Raw genomic sequence first — 19,039 nt, forward strand, 5'->3', positions numbered from 1 at the left:
CGTGACGCGGCGAGAACCCGCATAACCGTAAACTAACCGGTATGGCAGGGGTGATCGGGCACATTCTTCCGCTGGCCCTTGCGGTCGCGCTCAGCTCCATTCCCATCATCGCTGTCATCCTCATTCTGCTTTCCCCCACTCCCCCCGCGGTGGGAATCGCGTTCATGATCGGGTTCACTGCCGGCGTCTTCCTCGTCGTCAGTGTTCTCAGCGTCGGGTTCCGCCTGATACCGCAGCCGACCGCGTCGAACCCGCCGTTCTGGCAGGGCCTGGTGGAGATCCTCGCGGGAATCGTCTTGACGGTCTACGCGAGCATCTCGTGGTACCGCGCGTCGAAGAGCGACATGGATCCGAGCCTTCCGAAGTGGATGTCAGCGCTGAACCATCTCAATCTGTTCAGCGCGGTGGGCGTCGGGTTCGCACTGGCGTTCCGGCCGAAGAACCTCCTGCTGTCGATCGCAGCCGGTGTGGAGATCGGCAGTGCCGGGCTGGGTGTAGCCGAGTCACTGATCCCTCTCGGTATCTTCACCGTGGTCGGCGTCTGCACCGTCGCCGGCCCCGTGGTCGGTTACACCCTTCTCGGCAAGAAGATGGAAGACACCCTCAACGCGACCCGGGAGTGGGTCGTGCGCAACAACCACAGCGTGACGAGCGTGGTGCTCATCATGGCCGGGGTGGTCATCCTCGGTGCCGGAATCGCCCGCCTCTAGCCGTTCAGCGGCCAGCGACCTGAGCGGCCATCAGCGACACCACGACCGTGCCGCCCTTCGTGGCCTGCTGCCCGACCTCGCTGAACCCGAGGCGGCCGTGGAAGGCGAGCGAGCCCGGGTTGGGTGGCTGCAGGTTCACCTCGCAGAAGACCTCTCGCCGACGGGCATCCCGAGCCGCCTCGAACACCGCCGAATAGAGCACCTGCCCGAGCTTTCTGCCCCGGTGGCCGTCTGCCACCACGATCCGGTCCACATAGAGAAAGTCGTCTGACCTGGTCTCGAACCAGCGATAGTTCTCGCTGTCGTAGGGAGCACCGGCCACGAAGGTCACCACGAACCCGAGCACGGTCTGCAGGTCACGCTCGTCGACGACGGCAATCGAGAGATGGCTGTCACTGAGGATCGCCCGGAGCGCCGCCTCATCGAGTTCGTTGACCGCGGGCACGGCGGCGTTGTTCAGTCTCAGCAGCTGGGTTTCATCGGCGGGCGACACCGGGCGAACGACAATACTCATCCCCCGACCGTATCGCGAGCCCGGGCGAGTGTGGGCGCACGGCGCATTACGCTGGCAGGATGATCGGCAAACCGTCACGCAGACCGTTCGACATCGTGCTTCCCGAGCTCACGGGCAAACGTGCTCTCGTGACCGGGGCCAACTCGGGCCTGGGCTTCGAAACCGCCAAGCGACTGATGGCGGCCGGTGCCGACGTGATCATCACCGCACGTTCTGCAGAGAAGGGCCAGGCGGCCCTGCGCGAGCTGCAGTCTCTGGCGAGCGTCGCGTCGCCACAACCCGCACGGGGAACCGTCACCCTCGCGAGCCTCGATCTCGCCACCCTCGCGTCGGTCGAACGCCTCGCCTCCGAGGTCGTGGCAGACGGGCATCCACTCGACCTGCTCTTCAACAACGCGGGTGTGATGGCTGTGCCGAAACGGACCCTGACCGACGACGGTTTCGAACTGCAGCTCGGTACGAACCACCTGGGGCACTTCGCGCTGACGGGCAGTCTGCTGCCGGCACTGATGCGCTCGGATTCCGCGCGGGTGATCACGATGTCGAGCATCATGCACTGGATGGGACGGATCGACTTCGACGACCTGCAATCGGAGAACCACTACAACGCCTGGGGCGCCTACGGCCAGTCCAAACTCGCGAATCTCATGTTCGCGAAGGAATTCGCTCGCCGGAGTGCATCGCTCGGCTGGAAGATCCTGAGCGTCGCCGCCCACCCGGGCTTCAGCCGCACGAATCTGCAATCGTCGGGGCCGAACCTCGGCCGGGAGAAGCCGTCGGGTTTCATGAGCCGCATGAATGCCGCCCCCGGAATGACCCAGTCGGCGGCAGAGGGCGCGTTGCCAGAACTCTTCGCAGCGACAAACCCCGAAGCCCTGGGTGGCGACTACTTCGGGCCCTCTGGCTTCTTCGAGCTCACCGGCGAACCGGGATTTGCCCACTTTGCCAAGCGCGCCGACAAGGAGCGACCCGCGGAATTGCTCTGGTCGATGTCAGAGTCGCTGACGGGCGTGACTTTCCCGACGGACTGACGATGCGGGCCTCAGAGCCCGAAGTCACCGAAATCGCCGAAACCCGAGTCGGAGAAACCGCCCCCGAAGTCACCGCCGAAACCGTCCGAGCCGCCGTCGGCGGAGACCGTATCGGCCTGATCTGACGAATCGGCAGAGGTGTCCGATTCAGCCGGCTGCTGGTCAGTGGGCGAGTCTGACGCCTGACTGGCATCGGCGCTCTGGTCGCTGCCGATCGAATCGGGAATGAAGGCCTGCGCGATGGCCGATCCGATCACGAAGCCTGCCACCGAACCGAGCAGCGAACTCGCGAACATGCCGCCGAACCCCATGCCCCCGCCGAGGCCGGACTGCGGACCTGACAGCGTTCGTTCGAGTACCCCTGGCTGCCTGATCTCCGATCGGGTCGCGGAGCGCGCCAGGGCTTCTGGTGTCGCCGACGCTGGCGCATCTCCGGCCTGTGCAGCGGTCGTGAGCTCAGTGAAGATGATGTCGCGCTGGGCCGGGGTGAGTTTGGCGAATGCCTCAGCGTGCACCTGCTCGATGGTTTCGGGCGGTGCCGTTCGGAGCAGGTAGCGGTAGCGTTCCACCGCGACCTCGTCGGCCGACTTCGCTGCAGGAGGTGCCGGGTCATTCACGCGGGGTGGCTCTTCGGCTCTGCCCAACAATCGATCCAGAAATCCCATGGTGCTGACAGCCCCTTCATCGTGTGGTCGAAGTGACAATCTAGGTCATCTCGCCGCATGCTTTCTGAGAGCTTTGACAGAACCGGTGACCCTCAGCCTGCGATTGGCCCGGTCGGCCTGGGCTCCAGCAAAACGAGCGGGATCTCGCGCGTCGTCTTCATCTGGTACCCCGCGTAGTTGGCGTAACGCTTCGTAATGACCGGCCACAGGCGCGCGCGTTCCTCGGGCGTCGCCACGCGGGCATTCATCGGCTTCGACGGCGCTCCCCCGATCACCACGTCGACGTTCGGGTTGCTCTCGAGGTTCAGGAACCAGGCCGGATGCCTGTCGTCACCACCGCGCGAGGCGACGACGACGTACAGATCGCCGTCGTGAAACGGAGACGTCAGCATCGTGGCCCGTCTCTCGCCACTTCGACGCCCGATGGTCGTGAGCTCGATCACCGGCATCTGGTTGATCGACCAGCCGACGCGACCCCGGGTGATCCACTGCACGAAGCGGTGCGACGACTCCATGGCCTTCATGAACACAGTTGATGGCATGCCTGGCGGCCCTATCGGGTTTCCTGTGAAGCGGCAGCGGGGGTCTGCCTCGTACGAGCCCCCGCGGTGCTCGCGAAGATGTCTGACGGCGACAGGGCGGCGCCGGTCTGCAGGGCATCCACCCACTCGGCCGTGGTCGTGACCGCAGCGAAACCGCTCTGCAGAACGACCAGCACGCTCTCGTGGAGCGCCTGGGCCGAGATCGAACCGGCCTCGTTCGCGAAGTCGAGGGTACCGGTGGCGTCAGAGAGCAGTTCGACGCCGAACCCGCGCTGAACGGCATCGCGTGCGGTCGCTTCGTCGCAGTTCTGCGTCATATATCCGGCGATCGTGATCGTGTCGACCTCTTCTGCCGCCAGCCAGGCGCCGAGCACGGTGCCGTCGAAAGCCGAGTCCTCGGTCTTGTCGACGAGAAGGCTGCGTGGATGCTCGGCCACACTCGCCAGCAACGCGCCGCCGTGGCTGCCTGTTGCAAAGATCGGGGACGACTCCGGCGCAACGTGCTGCACGATCACTATCGGCACGTGAGCGCCGGTCGCGGCCTGCATGGCGGCGAGGATGTTGGGCACGCTGACGCCGAGTGGCGGATACGTGACCCGCAGACTGCCGTCGATGTACTCGTTCTGCACATCGATGACGATGAGGGCGCGATTCATGATTTCTCCTGTCGTCGTGCAGACGATGGTCTCTTCGGTATCTTCCTACGCTAGACGGTCCGGGGCTGGCTCAGTGGGCGACCCATGATCGCCGTAGTGAGAGCCTCGATGGGCGCAGCGGGTGCAGACGGGTTGGAGAGGAGCCGGAAATCGACATGTCCGAGCTCGGGCAGACCGAACCGCTGCCCGACGGTGACCAGGTCGTCGGGGATGAGCGACTGCGGGAACACTGCGATGCCGAGGCCGGCCCGCACGGCCGCGAGCATGCCGTTGACCTCGCGCGTGTTGCAGGTGATGCGCCAGGTGCGACCAGCGTTCTCCAGGGCGTCGATCGCACTCTGGCGACTGATGCTCGGCGCCTGGTAGGCGATGAGGGGCACAGGAATGCCCGGCTCGACCAGCGTCTTCTCCTGCCCGACCCACACCAGGTCGTCGCGTCGCACGAGCGAACCCTCATCGGAGTCGGACATGCGCTTGATGAAGATCAGATCGAGTTGGCCGCTCTTCAGCCGACGGTAGAGGGGCGTGCTCTGGTTGACGGTGAGCTCGAGATTGATCTGCGGATACAACTGGCGGAAGTGCCGGAGGATCCGCGGCAGCTGCGTGATGGCGAGATCGTCTGCCGCGCCGAATCTCAGGCGACCCTTCATCGCCGATCCGGTGAAGTAGGCCGAGGCCGCCGAGTGGGCGGCGAGGATGGTTCTCGCGAAGCCTGCCATAGCGTCGCCGTTGTCGGTCATGCGCACATCGCGGGTATCCCGCGCCACGAGCATCCTCCCGGCCGCCACTTCGAGCTTGCGGATGTGCTGGCTCACCGTCGGCTGGCTGATGCCGAGCCGGTGGGCCGCCGCCGTGAAGCTGTGCGTCTCGGCGACTGCAAGGAAAGTCTTCAGCAGAATCGGTTCGAACACGTGCAGCGCCTTTCATTCGAAAAGGTAATGGGAGTAATAGTTCCAATTTAGCAATTCAATGTCACTTTGCGCGATACCGTCGGAGTACAGAACACCTATCGATACTGGCTAGAGGTTTCACCGTGGCTCCACCGTTCTCGCAGGCACTCCCTGCAACCGCACCCATCAGCGTCATCCACCAGAGGCCCGCCTGGCGCGACACCCTTGTTTCGCTCCGCATTCGCAACTACCGGCTCTTCACCTTCTCGAACCTGCTGTCGATGACCGGCACCTGGATGCAGCGCATCGCTCAGGACTGGCTCGTCCTCGAACTCACCGGCAGCGTCGCGGCCGTCGGAATCACGGTCGCCATGCAGTTCGCCCCGATGCTGCTCTTCGGCCTGTTCGGCGGAGTCTTCGTCGATCGTCATTCCCGACGATCGATCCTTCTGGCCACCCAGCTGGCGCTGTTCGTGCTGGCCGGCGCCCTCGCCGCACTCACCCTCAGCGGCGGTGTGCAGGTCTGGCAGGTCTACGTCATCGCCTTTCTCGTGGGTACCGTCACCGTGTTCGACAACCCCGCACGGCAGGTGTTCGTGAACGAACTCGTGGGACCTGCGAAGCTGCACAATGCCATCAGCATCAACTCTTCGGTGTTCCAGCTCGGTGGTCTCATCGGCCCGGCGCTGAGCGGTGCGCTCCTCGTCGCGGTGGGGGCCGGATGGTCGTTCGCCATCAATGGCGCGAGCTGCCTGTTCGTCGTGGCGGCACTCCTCCGCCTCCGCGTAGACGAGTTGCACCCGACGACTCCCGCCGTCCGCGCCCCGGGCCAGCTTCGCGAAGGACTCCGGTACGTCGTTGCGAAGCCGGCCATCCTGTGGACGATGGTGATGATCGCGGTGATGTCACTGTTCACCTTCTCGATGCCGGTTCTCCTGGCCGCGTATGCACGTGATGTCTTCGAGGTCGGTGCTGGCGGGTACGGGCTCTTCAACACGCTGCTGGCCGTCGGCGCCTTCACGGGCGCCATCGCGTCGACTCGGAGACTCGGCATCCGTCTGCGCACGGTGATCTTCACGGCGGGCCTCTTCGGGGCGCTCCAGGCCGTGGCAGGGTTCATGCCGAGCCAGGTGTTCTTCTGCGTCGTTCTGGTCGGGGTCGGTTTCGCCAACCTGCTGTTCATCACGGGCGCCAACTCGCTCGTGCAGGTCTCCTCGAACATGGGGGTGCGCGGTCGGGTGATGTCGGTGTACGTGCTGTTGCTCCTGGGCGGCCAGGCCGTCGGGGGCCCGCTGATGGGATGGATGGTCGAGACGTACGGAGCCCACGTCGGCATGGCCGTCTCCGGACTCGCTCCCGTCGTGGCGGCCGTGGTGATCGGAATCGTACTGGCGCGACAGGGACAGCTTCGCTTACGAATCAGTCTTCGACGAGAGCCACGATTCCTGAGCATCGTCACACGAAGCCCCCGTGACGAGGTGCTCGTGGCGGGTCAGAAGGCCTGATCGTTCGCGGTCGTGGCAAGATCCAAGAGTGAGTTCTGCCGACAACATCGTTCCCCTCCGTCACCGTACGGCGACCCGTGTCGTGGTGATGATGGTCGTGGGCGTCGTTGCCGCCGGAATAGCCGTAGCATTCGGGCTCGGCATCGAAGCGGCGGTCATCGGCTGGGGATGCGCGGCGCTGCTCTACTCGATCTGGGTGTGGGCGCGGACGCATCGCTACGACGCGGCGCAGACGGAAGCGCACGCGACGCGCGAAGACCCGTCGCGGCCGATTGCGGAGCTGCTGATCCTGCTCGCCAGCCTCGCCAGCATCGGAGCGGTCGTCGTCGTTCTGATCGGGTCGGGCAATCAGTCGGGCGTGGCACGCTTCGGCAGCGGCGCACTCGCCGTCACAGGCCTGACGCTGTCGTGGGTACTGGTACACACGCTGTACATGCTGCGGTACGCCTCGATCTACTACCGGGGAACCGACGGCGGGATCGACTTCAACCAGGACGCGAAGCCGCGGTACACCGATTTCGCCTACGTGGCTTTCACGATCGGAATGACATACCAGGTCTCAGACACGTCGTTCCAGTCCAGCGAATTCCGCTCGACGGCACTCCGGCACGCGCTGCTGTCGTACCTGTTCGGGGCCGTCATCCTCGCCGCGGCGATCAACCTCATTGCGGGGTTGGCGCACTGAACTCCAACGCTGTCTGCCCGTCGGTGTCAGCTGTTTGCTCGTTCCAACACCAGCTCGCGAACGCGGGCAGCGTCGGCCTGGCCCTTCATCGCCTTCATGACGGCACCGATCACCGCACCGGCTGCCTGAACCTTGCCGTCGCGGATCTTCGCCAGCACGTCAGGCTGGGAGGCGAGTGCCTCGTCGATCGCGGCGATCAGAGCACCGTCGTCTGAGACGACAGCAAGCCCACGACCGGCGACGACCTCGTCTGGCGTGCCTTCACCCTCGATCACACCCTCCAACACCTGGCGCGCAAGCCTGTCGGTCAGCTTTCCCGACTCGACAAGAGCGATCAGCTCAGAGACGTGAAGCGGAGACACGAGGCTCGACGCATCGACGCCGCGCTGGTTCGCGACGCGGGCGATCTCGCCGGTCCACCACTTGCGGGCAGCCTGGGCAGACGCACCTGCTGCCGTGGTCTCGACGATCTCGGTGAGAAGCCCGGAGTTCACGACATCCTGAAACTCGAGGTCGGTGAAACCCCAGTCGGCCTTCAACCGGCGACGACGCATGACGGGCGCCTCGGGAAGCGCCGCGCGGAGTTCGGCAATCAGTTCGGCCGAGGGCGCAACGGGCAGCAGGTCGGGCTCCGGGAAGTACCGATAGTCGTCAGCGTCGCTCTTGGGCCGGCCGGCCGAGGTCTGGCCGGTGTCTTCGTGCCAGTGCCTGGTCTCCTGGATGATCGTTCCACCCCTGGCCAGAATCGCAGCCTGTCGCTGGATCTCGTAGCGGATGGCCCGCTCCACCGAGCGCAGCGAGTTGACGTTCTTCGTCTCGGTGCGTGTGCCCAGCTTTGCCGGGGTTTCGCCGGGAGCGGTGCGCGGGCGCAGCGAGATGTTCGCGTCGCAGCGCAGGTTTCCGCGCTCCATCTTCGCATCGGAGATTCCGAGCGAGACGACGATGTCACGGATCGTCGAGACGTAGGCCTTGGCGAGCTCCGGAGCGTCGCCTTCAGCACCGTAGATGATGTCGGTGACGATCTCCACCAGCGGTACACCGGCGCGGTTGTAGTCGACGAGCGAATACTCCGCCCCCTGGATGCGGCCGGTTGCTCCGCCGACGTGGGTCAGCTTGCCTGCGTCTTCTTCCATGTGAGCGCGCTCGATCGGCACCGTGAAGATGCGGCCGTCAGCGAGTTCGACGTCGACAGAGCCGCCCACGGCGATGGGCTCGTCGAACTGTGAAATCTGGTAGTTCTTCGCCAGGTCAGGGTAGAAGTAGTTCTTCCGCGCGAAGCGCGAGACCGGTGCGATCGAGCATCCGAGGGCCAGCCCCAGGCTGATCGAGTACTTCACGGCCTGCTCGTTCACGACGGGCAGCGAGCCCGGCAGGCCGAGGTCGACCGGGGTCACGTTCGTGTTCGGCTCCCCGCCGAAGAAGTTCGGCGCGTCAGAGAACATCTTCGTCTTGGTGTTGAGTTCGACGTGCACCTCGAAGCCGAGCACCGGCTCGAAGAGTTCGATCGCTTTGTCGTAATCCATCAGTTCGGCCTTGGCCATCAGACTGCACCTTCTTCAGAGGCGAACATTTCGCCGGACTCGAGCGCGGGCGCCTGGCTGAGCAGAGTGTGGCCCCACTTCTCTTCGAGCAGGGCCTCGAGGGTCGCCCCGAGGCTGTAGAGCCGGGCATCCTGCCGCGCCGGCGCCATGAACTGGATGCCCACCGGCAGCCCGTCTTCAGGCGCAAGCCCCACGGGCAGGCTGATACCGGGTACGCCAGCGAGGTTGGCCGGAATGGTGGTGAGGTCGTTCAGGTACATCGCCAGCGGGTCTTCGAGCTTCTCGCCGAGCTTGAACGCGGTCGTGGGTGCGCTCGGGCTGACCAGCACGTCGACGTCGGAGAACACGCGGGCGAAGTCACGCTGGATGAGCGTACGCACCTTCTGCGCGCTGCCGTAATAGGCGTCGTAGTAGCCGGCGCTCAGTGCGTAGGTACCGAGGATGATGCGGCGCTTCACCTCGTCGCCAAAACCGGCTTCGCGAGTGGCCGACATCACGTCTTCGACGGTGCCGCCGCCGACCGGGTTCACCCGGAGGCCGAAGCGCACCGAGTCGAACTTCGCCAGGTTGCTCGACGCCTCGGCTGGAAGGATCAGGTAGTACGCCGAGATCGCGTACTCGAAGCTCGGGGTGCTCACCTCGACCACGTCGGCGCCGGCCTCAGTGAGGAGCGCGACGGCCTCCTCGAAGCGCCGGGTGACGCCGGACTGGAAGCCGTCGCCCTGAAGTTCCTTGACGATACCGATCTTGAGCCCTTTCAGGCTGCGGTTCTCGGCACCCGAGCGCGCTGCGGCGGCGAAACTCGGCCAGGTGTCGGTGAGAGAGGTCGAGTCGCGGGGGTCATGGCCGCCGATCACGTCGTGCAGCAGCGCGGCGTCGAGAACGGTGCGGCTCACGGGGCCGACCTGGTCGAGCGAGGAGGCCAGCGCGATGGCACCGTACCGGCTCACTCCGCCGTAGGTGGGTTTGACACCGACGCTGCCGGTCAGGGCCGCGGGCTGGCGGATCGAACCACCGGTGTCACTTCCGAGCGCGAGGGGCGCTTCGAAGGCGGCGACGGCAGCGGCCGATCCACCGCCGGAACCACCCGGAATGCGCTCGAGATCCCACGGGTTGTGCGTGGGACCGTACGCGGAATGCTCGGTCGACGAACCCATGGCGAACTCATCCATGTTGGTCTTGCCGAGAGGAACCAGGTCGGCATCGCGGAGTTTGCGAACGACGGTCGCGTCGTACGGCGGGACCCAGCCCTGCAGGATCTTCGATCCGGCAGTCGACGGCATGTCGATGGTGCAGAGCACGTCTTTGATGGCGATGGGAACGCCGGCGAGCGGGCCGAGTCTCTCTCCTGCTGCCCGGCGCTTGTCGATCGCTTCGGCCGTGGCACGGGCTGCTTCGGATGCGACGTGCAGGAAGGCGTGCACATCACGGTCGACGGCAGCGATGCGGTTGAGGTGGGCATCCGTCGCCTCGAGGCTCGAAACGTCGCCGGAGCTGAGCTTCTCAGCGAGCGCGGAGGCGGTCAGGCGGGTCAGGTCGTGGCTCACTGCTCTTCTCCCAGAATGGCGGAGACGCGGAACCGGCTGCCGTCGTGATCGGGCGCGCCCGAGAGCGCCTGCTCCTGCGTGAGCGTGACACCCACGACGTCGGGGCGGTAAACGTTCTGGAGCGGAATCGGGTGGCTGGTCGCCGGCACATCGGGGGTAGCGACCTCGATCACCTTCGCGACGTTGTCGACAATCGCCTTCAGTTCGCCGGTGAGCTTGGTGATCTCAGCGGACGTGAGGCGAATGCGGGCGAGGTTGGCGAGGTGCGACACCTGGTCGGCGGTGATCTCACCGGGGCCGGTCGTGTCGTTCTGCACAGGCCTGCTGTTCGCGCTGGTGCTGATGGTGGCGGGCTGATCGGCGTGTGCTGATGCGGCCGGGGGCATTTCGGGGGGCATGCTACTCCGTAGGGCTTCGTGTCTCGCGCGCATACGCACGGCGGTGAACCAGTCAAGTGTATTCGGTCGCCGTGCCGGTGATCGGTGCGGTGGATGCTGCACCCGATGCCCGGTACGATTCCGCGGAGGGTGCGGGCCGCGCGCAGCAATCCGGTCAGGTGGCTGCTGCCTCTTTTCCGGGCTCACCAGTCACCACTGCAGGTGGCGGGCCGAGCGCCTCGGGCCCCTCGGCGAGCAGCAGTGCGAACTGGGCCGCATCGATGACGCGCACTCCCAGCGCTTCGGCTTTGGGCAGCTTCGACCCGGCACCAGGGCCTGCCGCCACGAAGTCGGTCTTCTTGCTCACCGACGACGCGGCTTTCCCTCCAGCGGCGATGATGGCCTCGACCGCACCCTCACGCGTGAATCCCTCCAGGGATCCGGTGGCGACGACCGTCAGCCCTGCCAGGGTTCCCCCGGCGACCGCTGCAGCTCCCGGGCCCGGGTGACCCGGAGTGGCGAACTGCACGCCAGCCGCTGCCCAGGTGTCGATGATCTCGAGGTGCCAGTCCACGGCGAACCAGTCGGCGAGCGCCTCAGCGATGATGCTGCCTACGCCGTCGACCGATGCGAGCTCCTCAGCAGTTGCAGCCCTGATGGCGTCGAGTGAGCCGAAATAGTCAGCCAGCGCACGGGCGGCCACCGGGCCGACGTGACGGATGCTCAGCGCGACCAGGATTCGCCAGAGCGGGCTGGTTCTGGCCTTGGCGATGTTGTCGATCAGTCGAATCGCGTTGCTCGAGGGAACGAACAGTTCGTCTCCGGAGAATTCGCCGCCAGGAACGAACGGGCCGTCCTTCTTCTTCCGGCGACGCCGAAACGGTGCCTCGCGTTTGGGCAGATCGTCGTCGCCGAGCTTCTCCAGCCCCGTCTCTGAATCACGAACGGTGGTGGTGATCGGAAAGATCTGCTCCAGGGTGAGGTCGAACAGGCCGGCCTCGGTAATGAGTGGTGGTGTCTCCGGTTCGACAGGCTGGGTCAGTGCCGCGGCGGCGACCTCACCGAGCACTTCGATGTCGAGCGCTCCCCGCGAGCCGACGTGCTCGACCCGCCCGCGCACCTGCGCGGGGCAACTGCGCGCGTTGGGGCAGCGCAGGTCGACGTCGTTCTCTTTCGCGGGGGCGAGCCGGGTGCCGCACTCCGGGCAGAACTCCGGCATCACGAACTCGCGTTCAGTGCCGTCGCGGAGTTCGACCACCGGGCCGAGCACCTCGGGGATCACGTCGCCCGCCTTGCGGAGAATGACAGTGTCTCCGATGAGTACGCCCTTTGCTTTCACAACGTCCTGGTTGTGGAGTGTGGCCTGGCGAACCTCAGACCCAGCGACGCGCACCTTCTGCATCACAGCGAACGGTGTCGCCCTGCCCGTGCGCCCGACGCTGACGACGATGTCGAGCAGTTTCGTCTGCACCTGTTCTGGTGGGTACTTGTAGGCGATCGCCCAGCGCGGGGCGCGGCTCGTCGCTCCCAGCTCCTGGTGGAGGGCAAGCTCATCGACCTTGATGACAATGCCATCGAGCTCATGCTCGACGCTGTACCGGTGTTCACCGTAGTATTCGATGAAATCGGCGGCCTCCGCGGCACTCGGTTTCACCTCGTAGTGAGTACTCGTCGGCAGTCCCCAGCCCTTCAGAACGCCGTAGACCTCGGACTGCGACCGCACGGGCGGCTCGGGCCAGGCGCCGATACCGTGCACCAGCATTCGGAGCCGGCCGAGTCGCGCCTCCATCAACGCGAGCTGATCGGGATTCTTGTTCTCGGATTTCTGGCGAAGCGAGCCGCTCGCTGCATTCCGGGCGTTGGCAAAGACGCGCTCGCCCGCCGAGACCTGGGCCGCATTGAGATCATCGAACGCCGCGGTCGGAAAGAAGACCTCACCCCGCACCTCCATGACCGGCGGGAACTCCAGGCCCTCGACCGGGGTGAGCCGTGCGGGGATTCCGGGAATCATCGCGACGTTCTCCGTGACGTCTTCACCGACGACTCCGTCACCTCGTGTCGCGGCCGAGAGCAGAACCCCATTCAGATACCGCAGATTGAGTGCAAGACCATCGATCTTCAACTCGCAGAGGTAGTGCACAGCACGACCGGAATCCCGCTCGACCTTGCTCGCCCATTCAGCGAACTCCTCGAGCGAGAACACATTGTCGAGGCTCAGCATGCGCTCCGCGTGTTGCACGGGATCGAAGAGAGTGGTCTCCGCCCGGCCACCCACAGTCTGTGTCGGGCTGTCCTGGCTCTGGAGCTCGGGGAAGAACCTTTCGAGCTCGCCGAGCTGCCGCAAGAGGGTGTCGTACTCCTCATCGGAGACCAGCGAGGAGTCTTTGTCGTAGTAGGCATCGCGCAGCTCCTGCACACGCTGCGCCAGCGCTGCCGCTCGGTCTGCGGCTGCTTCGAGCGACAGATTCTCCAGCGAACTCGCGGTCATCGGCGACTACTTTCTACGCTGCTGCGGTCGCTGCCGCTGGGGCCGTGTTTGCGGGTACGGCACTCACGGTGCGATCGATGGTGGTCTGCCCCAACACTCGTGTTCCGATGTAGACGACCGCCGTCTGCCCGGGTGAAACCCCGATGAGCGGGTTGTGCGGCCTGATCACGAGTTCGTTCGAACCGTCATCGCCCGCGGCAACGACCTGGGCAACTGCCGGCACGGGGTCAGCATGCGCACGGATCTGCACCTCGCACTCGAAGGCGAGCTCCGGATGCTCGGGGGCACGCCCCGCCCAGGTGAACCGAGACCCGGCGATCTCGGCGATGGCAAGTGCCTCCTTCGGGCCGACGACGACCGTGTTGCTCGCGGGCTTGACCTCGAGCACGAAGCGCCGACGGCCGTCTTCGGCCAGCCGGCCGAGGTGCAGGCCACGGCGTTGGCCCACGGTGAAACTGTGCGCACCCTCGTGGCTGCCCACCACGGTGCCGTCGCGTTCGACGATGTCACCCGTTGCTGTGCCGACCTTGTCGGCAAGCCACCCCTTGGTGTCGCCGTCGGGAATGAAACAGATGTCGTGGCTGTCTGGTTTGTTCGCGACACTGAAGCCGCGTTCGGCGGCCTCGGCCCTGACCAGCGCCTTCGACGGCGTCGCCCCGAGGGGGAACAGGGAGTGTGCGAGCTGCTCCGCTGTCAGCACCCCGAGAACGTAACTCTGGTCTTTCGCCCAGGCGCTAGCACGATGGAGCTCCCGGTTGCCGTCGCCGTCGGTCACGATCGTCGCGTAGTGGCCCGTCGCCACCGCGTCGAACCCGAGGTCGAGCGCCTTCTCTAGCAGCGCGGCGAACTTGATGCGCTCGTTGCAGCGCATGCAGGGATTCGGAGTTCTGCCTGCCGTGTACTCGGCGATGAAGTCGTCGACCACGTCGAGCTTGAATCTCTCAGAGAAATCCCAGACGTAGTACGGAATGCCGATGATGTTCGCGGCACGCTGGGCGTCTGACGAGTCCTCGATCGTGCAGCAGCCCCTGCTGCCGGTGCGCAGGGTGCCCGGCATGCGGCTGAGGGCAAGGTGAACCCCCACCACGTCGTGACCGGCCTCGACCGCCCGCGCGGCGGCCACCGCGGAATCGACACCGCCGCTCATTGCTGCCAGAACTCTCATGTGCACAAGTCTAAGCTGACCCTCCGACGATGCCCTCGGGAGAAGCCTCACTCGTCGGTACTGTGCAGAACCCGAATCGACACGCGTGCATGTGGAGGAGATGTTCACTCAGCAGTCAGTTTCGTGGGGGAAGGTAGACGGGATGTCCTTTCTTTCCACTCCGACCCGCCCGGTCCCCCTCAGCGCACCTGAGGGGCGGACTGTCGAGCCACGACGGGGCAGCACGACGCTCGGCATCACCACGGTCATCCTCTCGCTGGTGCTCGTCGGCCTGCTGGTCTTCCACACTGCCGTGCCCGACATCGCCGGTGTGGGCCTGGTACTCGACACGGCGATCCCCTGGTTCGGGCTGCTCGTAGCCCCTCTCGCCCTGCTCGCGCTCCTCAGCAGGCGGCGCCGGGCCTGGCTCGCCGTTCTGGCGCCGATCGCGGCCTGGGCGCTGCTGTTCGGCCCCTCGGTCGTGCCGCTCTCCTGGAGTGCTGTGCCACCGTCGACGGCAGAGGGAACGAGCCTCACCGTCGCCAGCCAGAACATCGAAGCGACCTCGGGCACCGGTTCCCAGTCGGCTACGACCCTCGCCGCGACCGGGGCCGACGTGATCGCTCTCGAAGAGATGACCTCGACCGACTTCGACACCATCTCCTCGACCCTCGCGTCGGCATATCCCTATTCGTACGGAGTCGGCACCGTCGGGCTGTGGAGCAAGTACCCCGTCCTCAACGCGCAGCCCCTGAACCTCGGCCTGGGCTGGAACAGGGCCCTCGCCGCCGACCTGCAGACACCGCAGGGCCTTGTCAGCATCTACGTCATCCACGCTGCCTCGGCCCGGCCGGGAGACGTCTCTGCGCGAGACTCGATGCTCTCCGCACTCGCCACCACCCTGCCGCGAGATGAGAACAACCGGGTGATCGCGGTGGGCGACTTCAACGCCGCCTCCACCGACAGGGCCATGGCGGGAATCGAATCGCAGCTGGCGGAGTCCAACCAGAGCGAGGGCATGTTCGGCAGCACCTGGCCCACCCCGCTCCCCCTGACGCGTCTCGACCACCTCCTCCAACGAGGAATGACGGTGACGTCCAACACGACACTCAGCGCCGGCGACAGCGACCACCGCGCCATCCTGACGAGCATGAACCTCTGAAGCCCTGGCTTCTCGCGGAGTGCGGCAGCTCGCGGGCTCAGCCGACGGTGCGGTCAGCGAAGCCGGCCTTCGAGGCACGGGCCACCGCAGCGGGCAGCGCCGCCACGAGTGCGTCGACGTCGGCTTCGGTCGTTCCGTGGCCGATCGTGAATCGCAGGGCACCGCGCGCCTCTGTCTCCGGCACACCCATCGCAGTGAGCACGTGCGAGACCTCCGGCACTCCTGCCTGGCACGCGGAGCCCGTCGACACCGAGAACCCGGCGACATCGAGCAGGAAGAGCAGCGAATCGCCCTCACACCCGGCGAACGTGAAGTGAGCGTTGCCCGGTAGTCGGCCGGCAGCATCCGGGTCGCCCCTCAGCACCGCAGAGGGCACAGCCGACCGGATGCCCGCCACCAGGCGATCGCGAAGGCCGGCCAGCGACGCGGCAAACTTCGGCAGCCCTGCAGTCGCCGACCGCGCGGCTGCGGCGAACGCCACGGCCCCCGCGGCATCCTGCGTGCCCGAGCGGCCTCGTTGCTGGTTCCCGCCGTGGATCAGAGGCACGACCTCGGCGGTGCGCGACACCACCAGCGCACCGACGCCGACCGGCCCACCGATCTTGTGCGCAGAGACGCTGAGCGCTGCGACTCCGATTGCGTGGAAGTCGATCGGCAGGTACCCGTAGGCCGAGACCGCGTCGACGTGCACGGGAACCCCGAACTCCGCCGCCACGGCCGCGAGTTCGGCGACGGGCTGGATCGTGCCCACCTCGTTGTTTGCCCACAAGAAGCTCACCAGCGCGACGTCCTCTGCGCCGAACCCCGGCCCGCCGAAGTGACGCAAACTGCTCTCGGCGCCGCTCCGAAGCGCCGTTTGCGTCACTTTCTCGTCGCCGTGCCCGGCGGCGAGCGCGGCACCCAAGACGGAGGGGTGGAGTCGCCCGAACTCATCGACCGGCAGCCACTCGACGACGGCTCCCTCGTGCCGCACCAGCCACTCGACGGCATCGTTCGTCGCATGGTGTTCGCCACCGGGCACCAGGATGCGCGGCCGCGGACGCTGCGCCTGCTGCCGGTTCCAGTACAGGCCCTTGATCCCGAGGTTGATCGACTCCGTGCCCCCCGAAGTGAAGACGACCTCGACAGCGTCGGCTCCGAGCGAGGCCGCGACCACCTCACGCGACTCCTCGAGCAGCTGCTTGGCCTGCTGCCCCTGCGAGTGGATGGACGACGGGTTGCCGACCACACTGAGCGCCCCGATGTAGGCCTGCAGGGCATCCGGAATCATCGGCGTAGTCGCCGCGTGATCGAGGTAGATCGCCATGTTCGCCCAAGACTCCAGTTTTTCTTGCTGTAACAACCATTCACTACTCTAAGACTCATGACACACGCTGATGCCCTCGCCAACCTCGGCATCAGACAGACAGCGAGCGGCGGCGAAATCCGGGTGTGGTCTGAGAACGCCAGCCAGATCGAGCTGTGCCTGTTCGACCTCAAGGATCCGAAGTGGATCTTCAAGACGGTTGCGCTCACCCGCGACGCGAACAACGTCTGGTTCGGCAAGACCAAATCACTCACTCCTGGGCGCAAATACGCACTGAGGGTCAACGGCCCCGACGGCCCGATGAACTCGTTCGGCCCGAATGCGCTACTGCTCGACCCCTACGCGCGAGGCCTGACCCGCACCGGCCCCGATCTCTGGCGGAGCGTCGTCGTCGACAATGACTTCAACTGGAACGGCTCGGTCAAACCCAACACCGCGCTCGACCACACGGTCATCTACGAGGGCCATGTGAAGGGCCTCAGCAGGCTCAACACCAGGATGCCCGAACACCTCCGCGGCACCTACGCAGGTCTCGCGCACGAAACCACGATCAGCTACCTCAAGAAACTGGGCGTCACGGCCGTGCAGTTGCTCCCGGTGCACGCCTTCGTGTCGGAGCGCCGACTCATGAAACAGGGGCTCAGCAACTACTGGGGGTACAACACCCTCAACTTCTTCAGCCCGCACTCGTTCTATGGCACGCGCGAGGCGCAGGCCAATGGCCCGAGCGCAGTGCTGCGCGAATTCAAGGGCATGGTCAAGCTGCTGCATGAGGCTGGCCTCGAGGTCATTCTCGACGTGGTCTACAACCACACCGCAGAAGAGGGGCCGAACGGGCCGCGCACCAGCTTTCGGGGCATCGACAACGCGAACTACTATCGGCAGACGAAGTCGGGCAACTACATCGACGTCACCGGCTGCGGCAACAGCGTGAACACCTCGGTGCCGGCCGTATCGAGACTCGTTCTCGACTCGTTGAAGTACTGGGCGAACGACGTACAGATCGACGGGTTCCGTTTCGACCTCGCCGCCACGCTCGGCCGCAACGCCGACGCCTACTTCGACCCCCAGCATCCTCTTCTCGACGCGATCGTCAGCGACCCTGAGCTGAAAGACGTCAAGATGATCGCCGAACCCTGGGACGTGGGCATGGGCGGCTGGCAGACGGGCAACTTCCCCGAGGGTTGGCAGGAGTGGAACGACCGCTACCGCGACCGCATGCGCAAGTTCTGGCTGCGCGACGTGCGATCGATGCGTGAACACGGCTCCCCCGGCGACGGTGTCGGGATGCTCGCCACACGCCTGGCCGGGTCGTCGAACACCTTCTCCCAGACTCGCGGCCCCCTCGCCTCCGTCAACTTCATCACGGCCCACGACGGCTTCACCCTGGCGGATCTCACGGCCTACGACGTCAAGCACAACGTAGGCAACGGCGAGTCGAACCGTGACGGCACCGACAACAACATGTCGTACAACCACGGCGTCGAAGGTCCGACGACGAACCGGGTCATCGAAGCCAGCAGGCGCCGGACGATCCGCAACATGATGGCGACGCTGCTCCTCTCAGCAGGCACCCCGATGATCACTGCAGGTGATGAGTTCGGCCGAAGCCAGAAGGGTAACAACAACGCCTACTGCCACGACAGCGAACTCACCTGGCTCAGCTGGGATCGCCGCAAATGGCAGAACGGCCTCTGGCAGACCACGCAACACCTGCTGAAGCTCCGCCGTGAGAACCCTGCCCTCCGCCCGTCACATTTCGGCGTCTTCGGCGAGACGACTCCGAGCGCCAGCCAGATGGACTGGTACGACGCCGGAGGTGACGAGATGAGCGTCTGGGACTGGAACTCGGCCGAGAACCGAACCCTGCAGTTCCTTGCGGCCTCGACACCGGAGCGCGAGGAGTTCAACCGCATCCTGCTGGTGATCCACGGCATCGAGTCGCCCACCAGCGTGATCCTGCCGCGCCACGAGGGTGTGGCCAGCTACGCCCTGCTCTGGGACAGCAACGACGACACTCCTCCTGCTGAGGATGCCCCCGCCGTCGTCTTCGCCCCTGGTACCGAGCTCACGGTGTCGGCAAGCTCGCTGCAACTCTTCCGCGCAGACTGACCCGTCCGCGCGCTGGAGCTTTGAGCGATCATCCAGTGGATGCTCGCCGCGACGCCAGCGCTGACAAAGCTGCGCTTCGTCAGGTCACCCAGCCACCACGACCACCGATTCGTCCATGCGCGATGCTGCGTGCAGGCTGCACGCAGCATCGCGCGTGGACCATT

At 65.7% G+C, this 19,039-nt stretch carries 17 protein-coding genes; 6 read left to right on the top strand and 11 right to left on the bottom strand.

All coding sequences use genetic code 11. The features are described from left to right. The first annotated feature begins 41 nt into the window (after window positions 1-41). A complete protein-coding gene (locus JOE66_RS12210) occupies window positions 42-710 on the top strand; it encodes a GAP family protein (RefSeq protein ID WP_205109811.1) in 669 nt (222 codons plus the stop codon). Window positions 711-714: 4 nt separating this feature from the next. Here the strand turns inward: JOE66_RS12210 and JOE66_RS12215 are convergent, their stop codons facing one another. Beyond that, complete coding sequence (locus JOE66_RS12215; RefSeq protein WP_205109813.1) at window positions 715-1,224, bottom strand: GNAT family N-acetyltransferase; 510 nt, start codon at window positions 1,222-1,224, stop codon at window positions 715-717. A 59-nt stretch (window positions 1,225-1,283) separates the two neighbouring features. Here JOE66_RS12215 and JOE66_RS12220 point away from each other — a divergent pair, with 59 nt between their 5' ends. Further along, the gene (locus JOE66_RS12220; RefSeq protein ID WP_205109815.1) at window positions 1,284-2,255 is read left to right on the top strand and encodes an SDR family oxidoreductase; all 972 of its coding nucleotides are present in this window, start codon (window positions 1,284-1,286) and stop codon (window positions 2,253-2,255) included. 11 nt (window positions 2,256-2,266) lie between these two features. On the opposite strand, the gene JOE66_RS12225 is transcribed toward JOE66_RS12220, so the two are convergent. The 4 genes from JOE66_RS12225 to JOE66_RS12240 form a co-directional block, all read right to left on the bottom strand. Continuing rightward, window positions 2,267-2,920 carry a hypothetical protein gene (locus tag JOE66_RS12225; protein ID WP_205109817.1) on the bottom strand — a complete coding sequence of 218 codons (654 nt, stop codon included), beginning with the start codon at window positions 2,918-2,920 and terminating at the stop codon, window positions 2,267-2,269. A 92-nt stretch (window positions 2,921-3,012) separates the two neighbouring features. Next, entirely contained in the window at window positions 3,013-3,444 is a 432-nt protein-coding gene (locus JOE66_RS12230) for a nitroreductase/quinone reductase family protein (RefSeq protein ID WP_205109818.1), read from the bottom strand. A gap of 29 nt (window positions 3,445-3,473) precedes the next feature. After that, a complete protein-coding gene (locus tag JOE66_RS12235; protein ID WP_205109821.1) occupies window positions 3,474-4,118 on the bottom strand; it encodes an isochorismatase family protein in 645 nt (214 codons plus the stop codon). A 50-nt stretch (window positions 4,119-4,168) separates the two neighbouring features. After that, window positions 4,169-5,029, bottom strand: a complete 861-nt coding sequence (locus JOE66_RS12240) for a LysR substrate-binding domain-containing protein (protein ID WP_205109823.1) — start codon at window positions 5,027-5,029, stop codon at window positions 4,169-4,171. Window positions 5,030-5,151: 122 nt separating this feature from the next. Here JOE66_RS12240 and JOE66_RS12245 point away from each other — a divergent pair, with 122 nt between their 5' ends. Both JOE66_RS12245 and JOE66_RS12250 read left to right on the top strand, forming a co-directional pair. Further along, window positions 5,152-6,513 (top strand): MFS transporter, encoded by a 1,362-nt coding sequence (locus tag JOE66_RS12245; RefSeq protein WP_307827181.1) that lies wholly within the window; start codon window positions 5,152-5,154, stop codon window positions 6,511-6,513. A 28-nt stretch (window positions 6,514-6,541) separates the two neighbouring features. Then, window positions 6,542-7,198: a DUF1345 domain-containing protein gene (locus JOE66_RS12250; RefSeq protein WP_307827182.1), complete on the top strand. Its 657-nt coding sequence runs from the start codon at window positions 6,542-6,544 to the stop codon at window positions 7,196-7,198. 26 nt (window positions 7,199-7,224) lie between these two features. Here the strand turns inward: JOE66_RS12250 and gatB are convergent, their stop codons facing one another. The 5 genes from gatB to mnmA form a co-directional block, all read right to left on the bottom strand. Beyond that, window positions 7,225-8,739: an Asp-tRNA(Asn)/Glu-tRNA(Gln) amidotransferase subunit GatB gene (gatB, locus tag JOE66_RS12255; protein ID WP_205109825.1), complete on the bottom strand. Its 1,515-nt coding sequence runs from the start codon at window positions 8,737-8,739 to the stop codon at window positions 7,225-7,227. Then, window positions 8,739-10,286: an Asp-tRNA(Asn)/Glu-tRNA(Gln) amidotransferase subunit GatA gene (gene gatA / locus JOE66_RS12260; RefSeq protein WP_205109827.1), complete on the bottom strand. Its 1,548-nt coding sequence runs from the start codon at window positions 10,284-10,286 to the stop codon at window positions 8,739-8,741. The genes gatB and gatA overlap by 1 nt, the downstream gene beginning before the upstream one ends. Then, entirely contained in the window at window positions 10,283-10,603 is a 321-nt protein-coding gene (gene gatC, locus JOE66_RS12265; RefSeq protein WP_307827296.1) for an Asp-tRNA(Asn)/Glu-tRNA(Gln) amidotransferase subunit GatC, read from the bottom strand. The genes gatA and gatC overlap by 4 nt, the downstream gene beginning before the upstream one ends. A 235-nt stretch (window positions 10,604-10,838) precedes the next feature. Continuing rightward, window positions 10,839-13,151 (bottom strand): NAD-dependent DNA ligase LigA, encoded by a 2,313-nt coding sequence (gene ligA / locus JOE66_RS12270; protein ID WP_205109829.1) that lies wholly within the window; start codon window positions 13,149-13,151, stop codon window positions 10,839-10,841. Between the two features lie 13 nt (window positions 13,152-13,164). Next, window positions 13,165-14,316 carry a tRNA 2-thiouridine(34) synthase MnmA gene (gene mnmA, locus JOE66_RS12275; protein ID WP_205109831.1) on the bottom strand — a complete coding sequence of 384 codons (1,152 nt, stop codon included), beginning with the start codon at window positions 14,314-14,316 and terminating at the stop codon, window positions 13,165-13,167. Window positions 14,317-14,458: 142 nt separating this feature from the next. Between mnmA and JOE66_RS12280 the strand changes: the two genes are divergently transcribed. Further along, window positions 14,459-15,457, top strand: a complete 999-nt coding sequence (locus JOE66_RS12280; protein ID WP_205109833.1) for an endonuclease/exonuclease/phosphatase family protein — start codon at window positions 14,459-14,461, stop codon at window positions 15,455-15,457. A 37-nt stretch (window positions 15,458-15,494) separates the two neighbouring features. On the opposite strand, the gene JOE66_RS12285 is transcribed toward JOE66_RS12280, so the two are convergent. Further along, window positions 15,495-16,763: a cysteine desulfurase family protein gene (locus tag JOE66_RS12285; protein ID WP_205109835.1), complete on the bottom strand. Its 1,269-nt coding sequence runs from the start codon at window positions 16,761-16,763 to the stop codon at window positions 15,495-15,497. A gap of 57 nt (window positions 16,764-16,820) precedes the next feature. Here JOE66_RS12285 and glgX point away from each other — a divergent pair, with 57 nt between their 5' ends. After that, the gene (gene glgX, locus JOE66_RS12290; protein ID WP_205109837.1) at window positions 16,821-18,875 is read left to right on the top strand and encodes a glycogen debranching protein GlgX; all 2,055 of its coding nucleotides are present in this window, start codon (window positions 16,821-16,823) and stop codon (window positions 18,873-18,875) included. Window positions 18,876-19,039: the final 164 nt, after the last annotated feature.

It is taken from the genome of Subtercola frigoramans (assembly GCF_016907385.1).
GTDB classification, from domain to species: domain Bacteria; phylum Actinomycetota; class Actinomycetes; order Actinomycetales; family Microbacteriaceae; genus Subtercola; species Subtercola frigoramans.

Coding starts and splice junctions, on each gene's coding strand:
- JOE66_RS12210 (WP_205109811.1), top strand. CDS start 42: ATGGCAGGGGTGATCGGGCACATTCTTCCGCTGGCCCTTGCGGTCGCG.
- JOE66_RS12215 (WP_205109813.1), bottom strand. CDS start 1,224: ATGAGTATTGTCGTTCGCCCGGTGTCGCCCGCCGATGAAACCCAGCTG.
- JOE66_RS12220 (WP_205109815.1), top strand. CDS start 1,284: ATGATCGGCAAACCGTCACGCAGACCGTTCGACATCGTGCTTCCCGAG.
- JOE66_RS12225 (WP_205109817.1), bottom strand. CDS start 2,920: ATGGGATTTCTGGATCGATTGTTGGGCAGAGCCGAAGAGCCACCCCGC.
- JOE66_RS12230 (WP_205109818.1), bottom strand. CDS start 3,444: ATGAAGGCCATGGAGTCGTCGCACCGCTTCGTGCAGTGGATCACCCGG.
- JOE66_RS12235 (WP_205109821.1), bottom strand. CDS start 4,118: ATGAATCGCGCCCTCATCGTCATCGATGTGCAGAACGAGTACATCGAC.
- gatB (WP_205109825.1), bottom strand. CDS start 8,739: ATGGCCAAGGCCGAACTGATGGATTACGACAAAGCGATCGAACTCTTC.
- ligA (WP_205109829.1), bottom strand. CDS start 13,151: ATGACCGCGAGTTCGCTGGAGAATCTGTCGCTCGAAGCAGCCGCAGAC.
- mnmA (WP_205109831.1), bottom strand. CDS start 14,316: ATGAGAGTTCTGGCAGCAATGAGCGGCGGTGTCGATTCCGCGGTGGCC.
- JOE66_RS12280 (WP_205109833.1), top strand. CDS start 14,459: ATGTCCTTTCTTTCCACTCCGACCCGCCCGGTCCCCCTCAGCGCACCT.
- JOE66_RS12285 (WP_205109835.1), bottom strand. CDS start 16,763: ATGGCGATCTACCTCGATCACGCGGCGACTACGCCGATGATTCCGGAT.
- glgX (WP_205109837.1), top strand. CDS start 16,821: ATGACACACGCTGATGCCCTCGCCAACCTCGGCATCAGACAGACAGCG.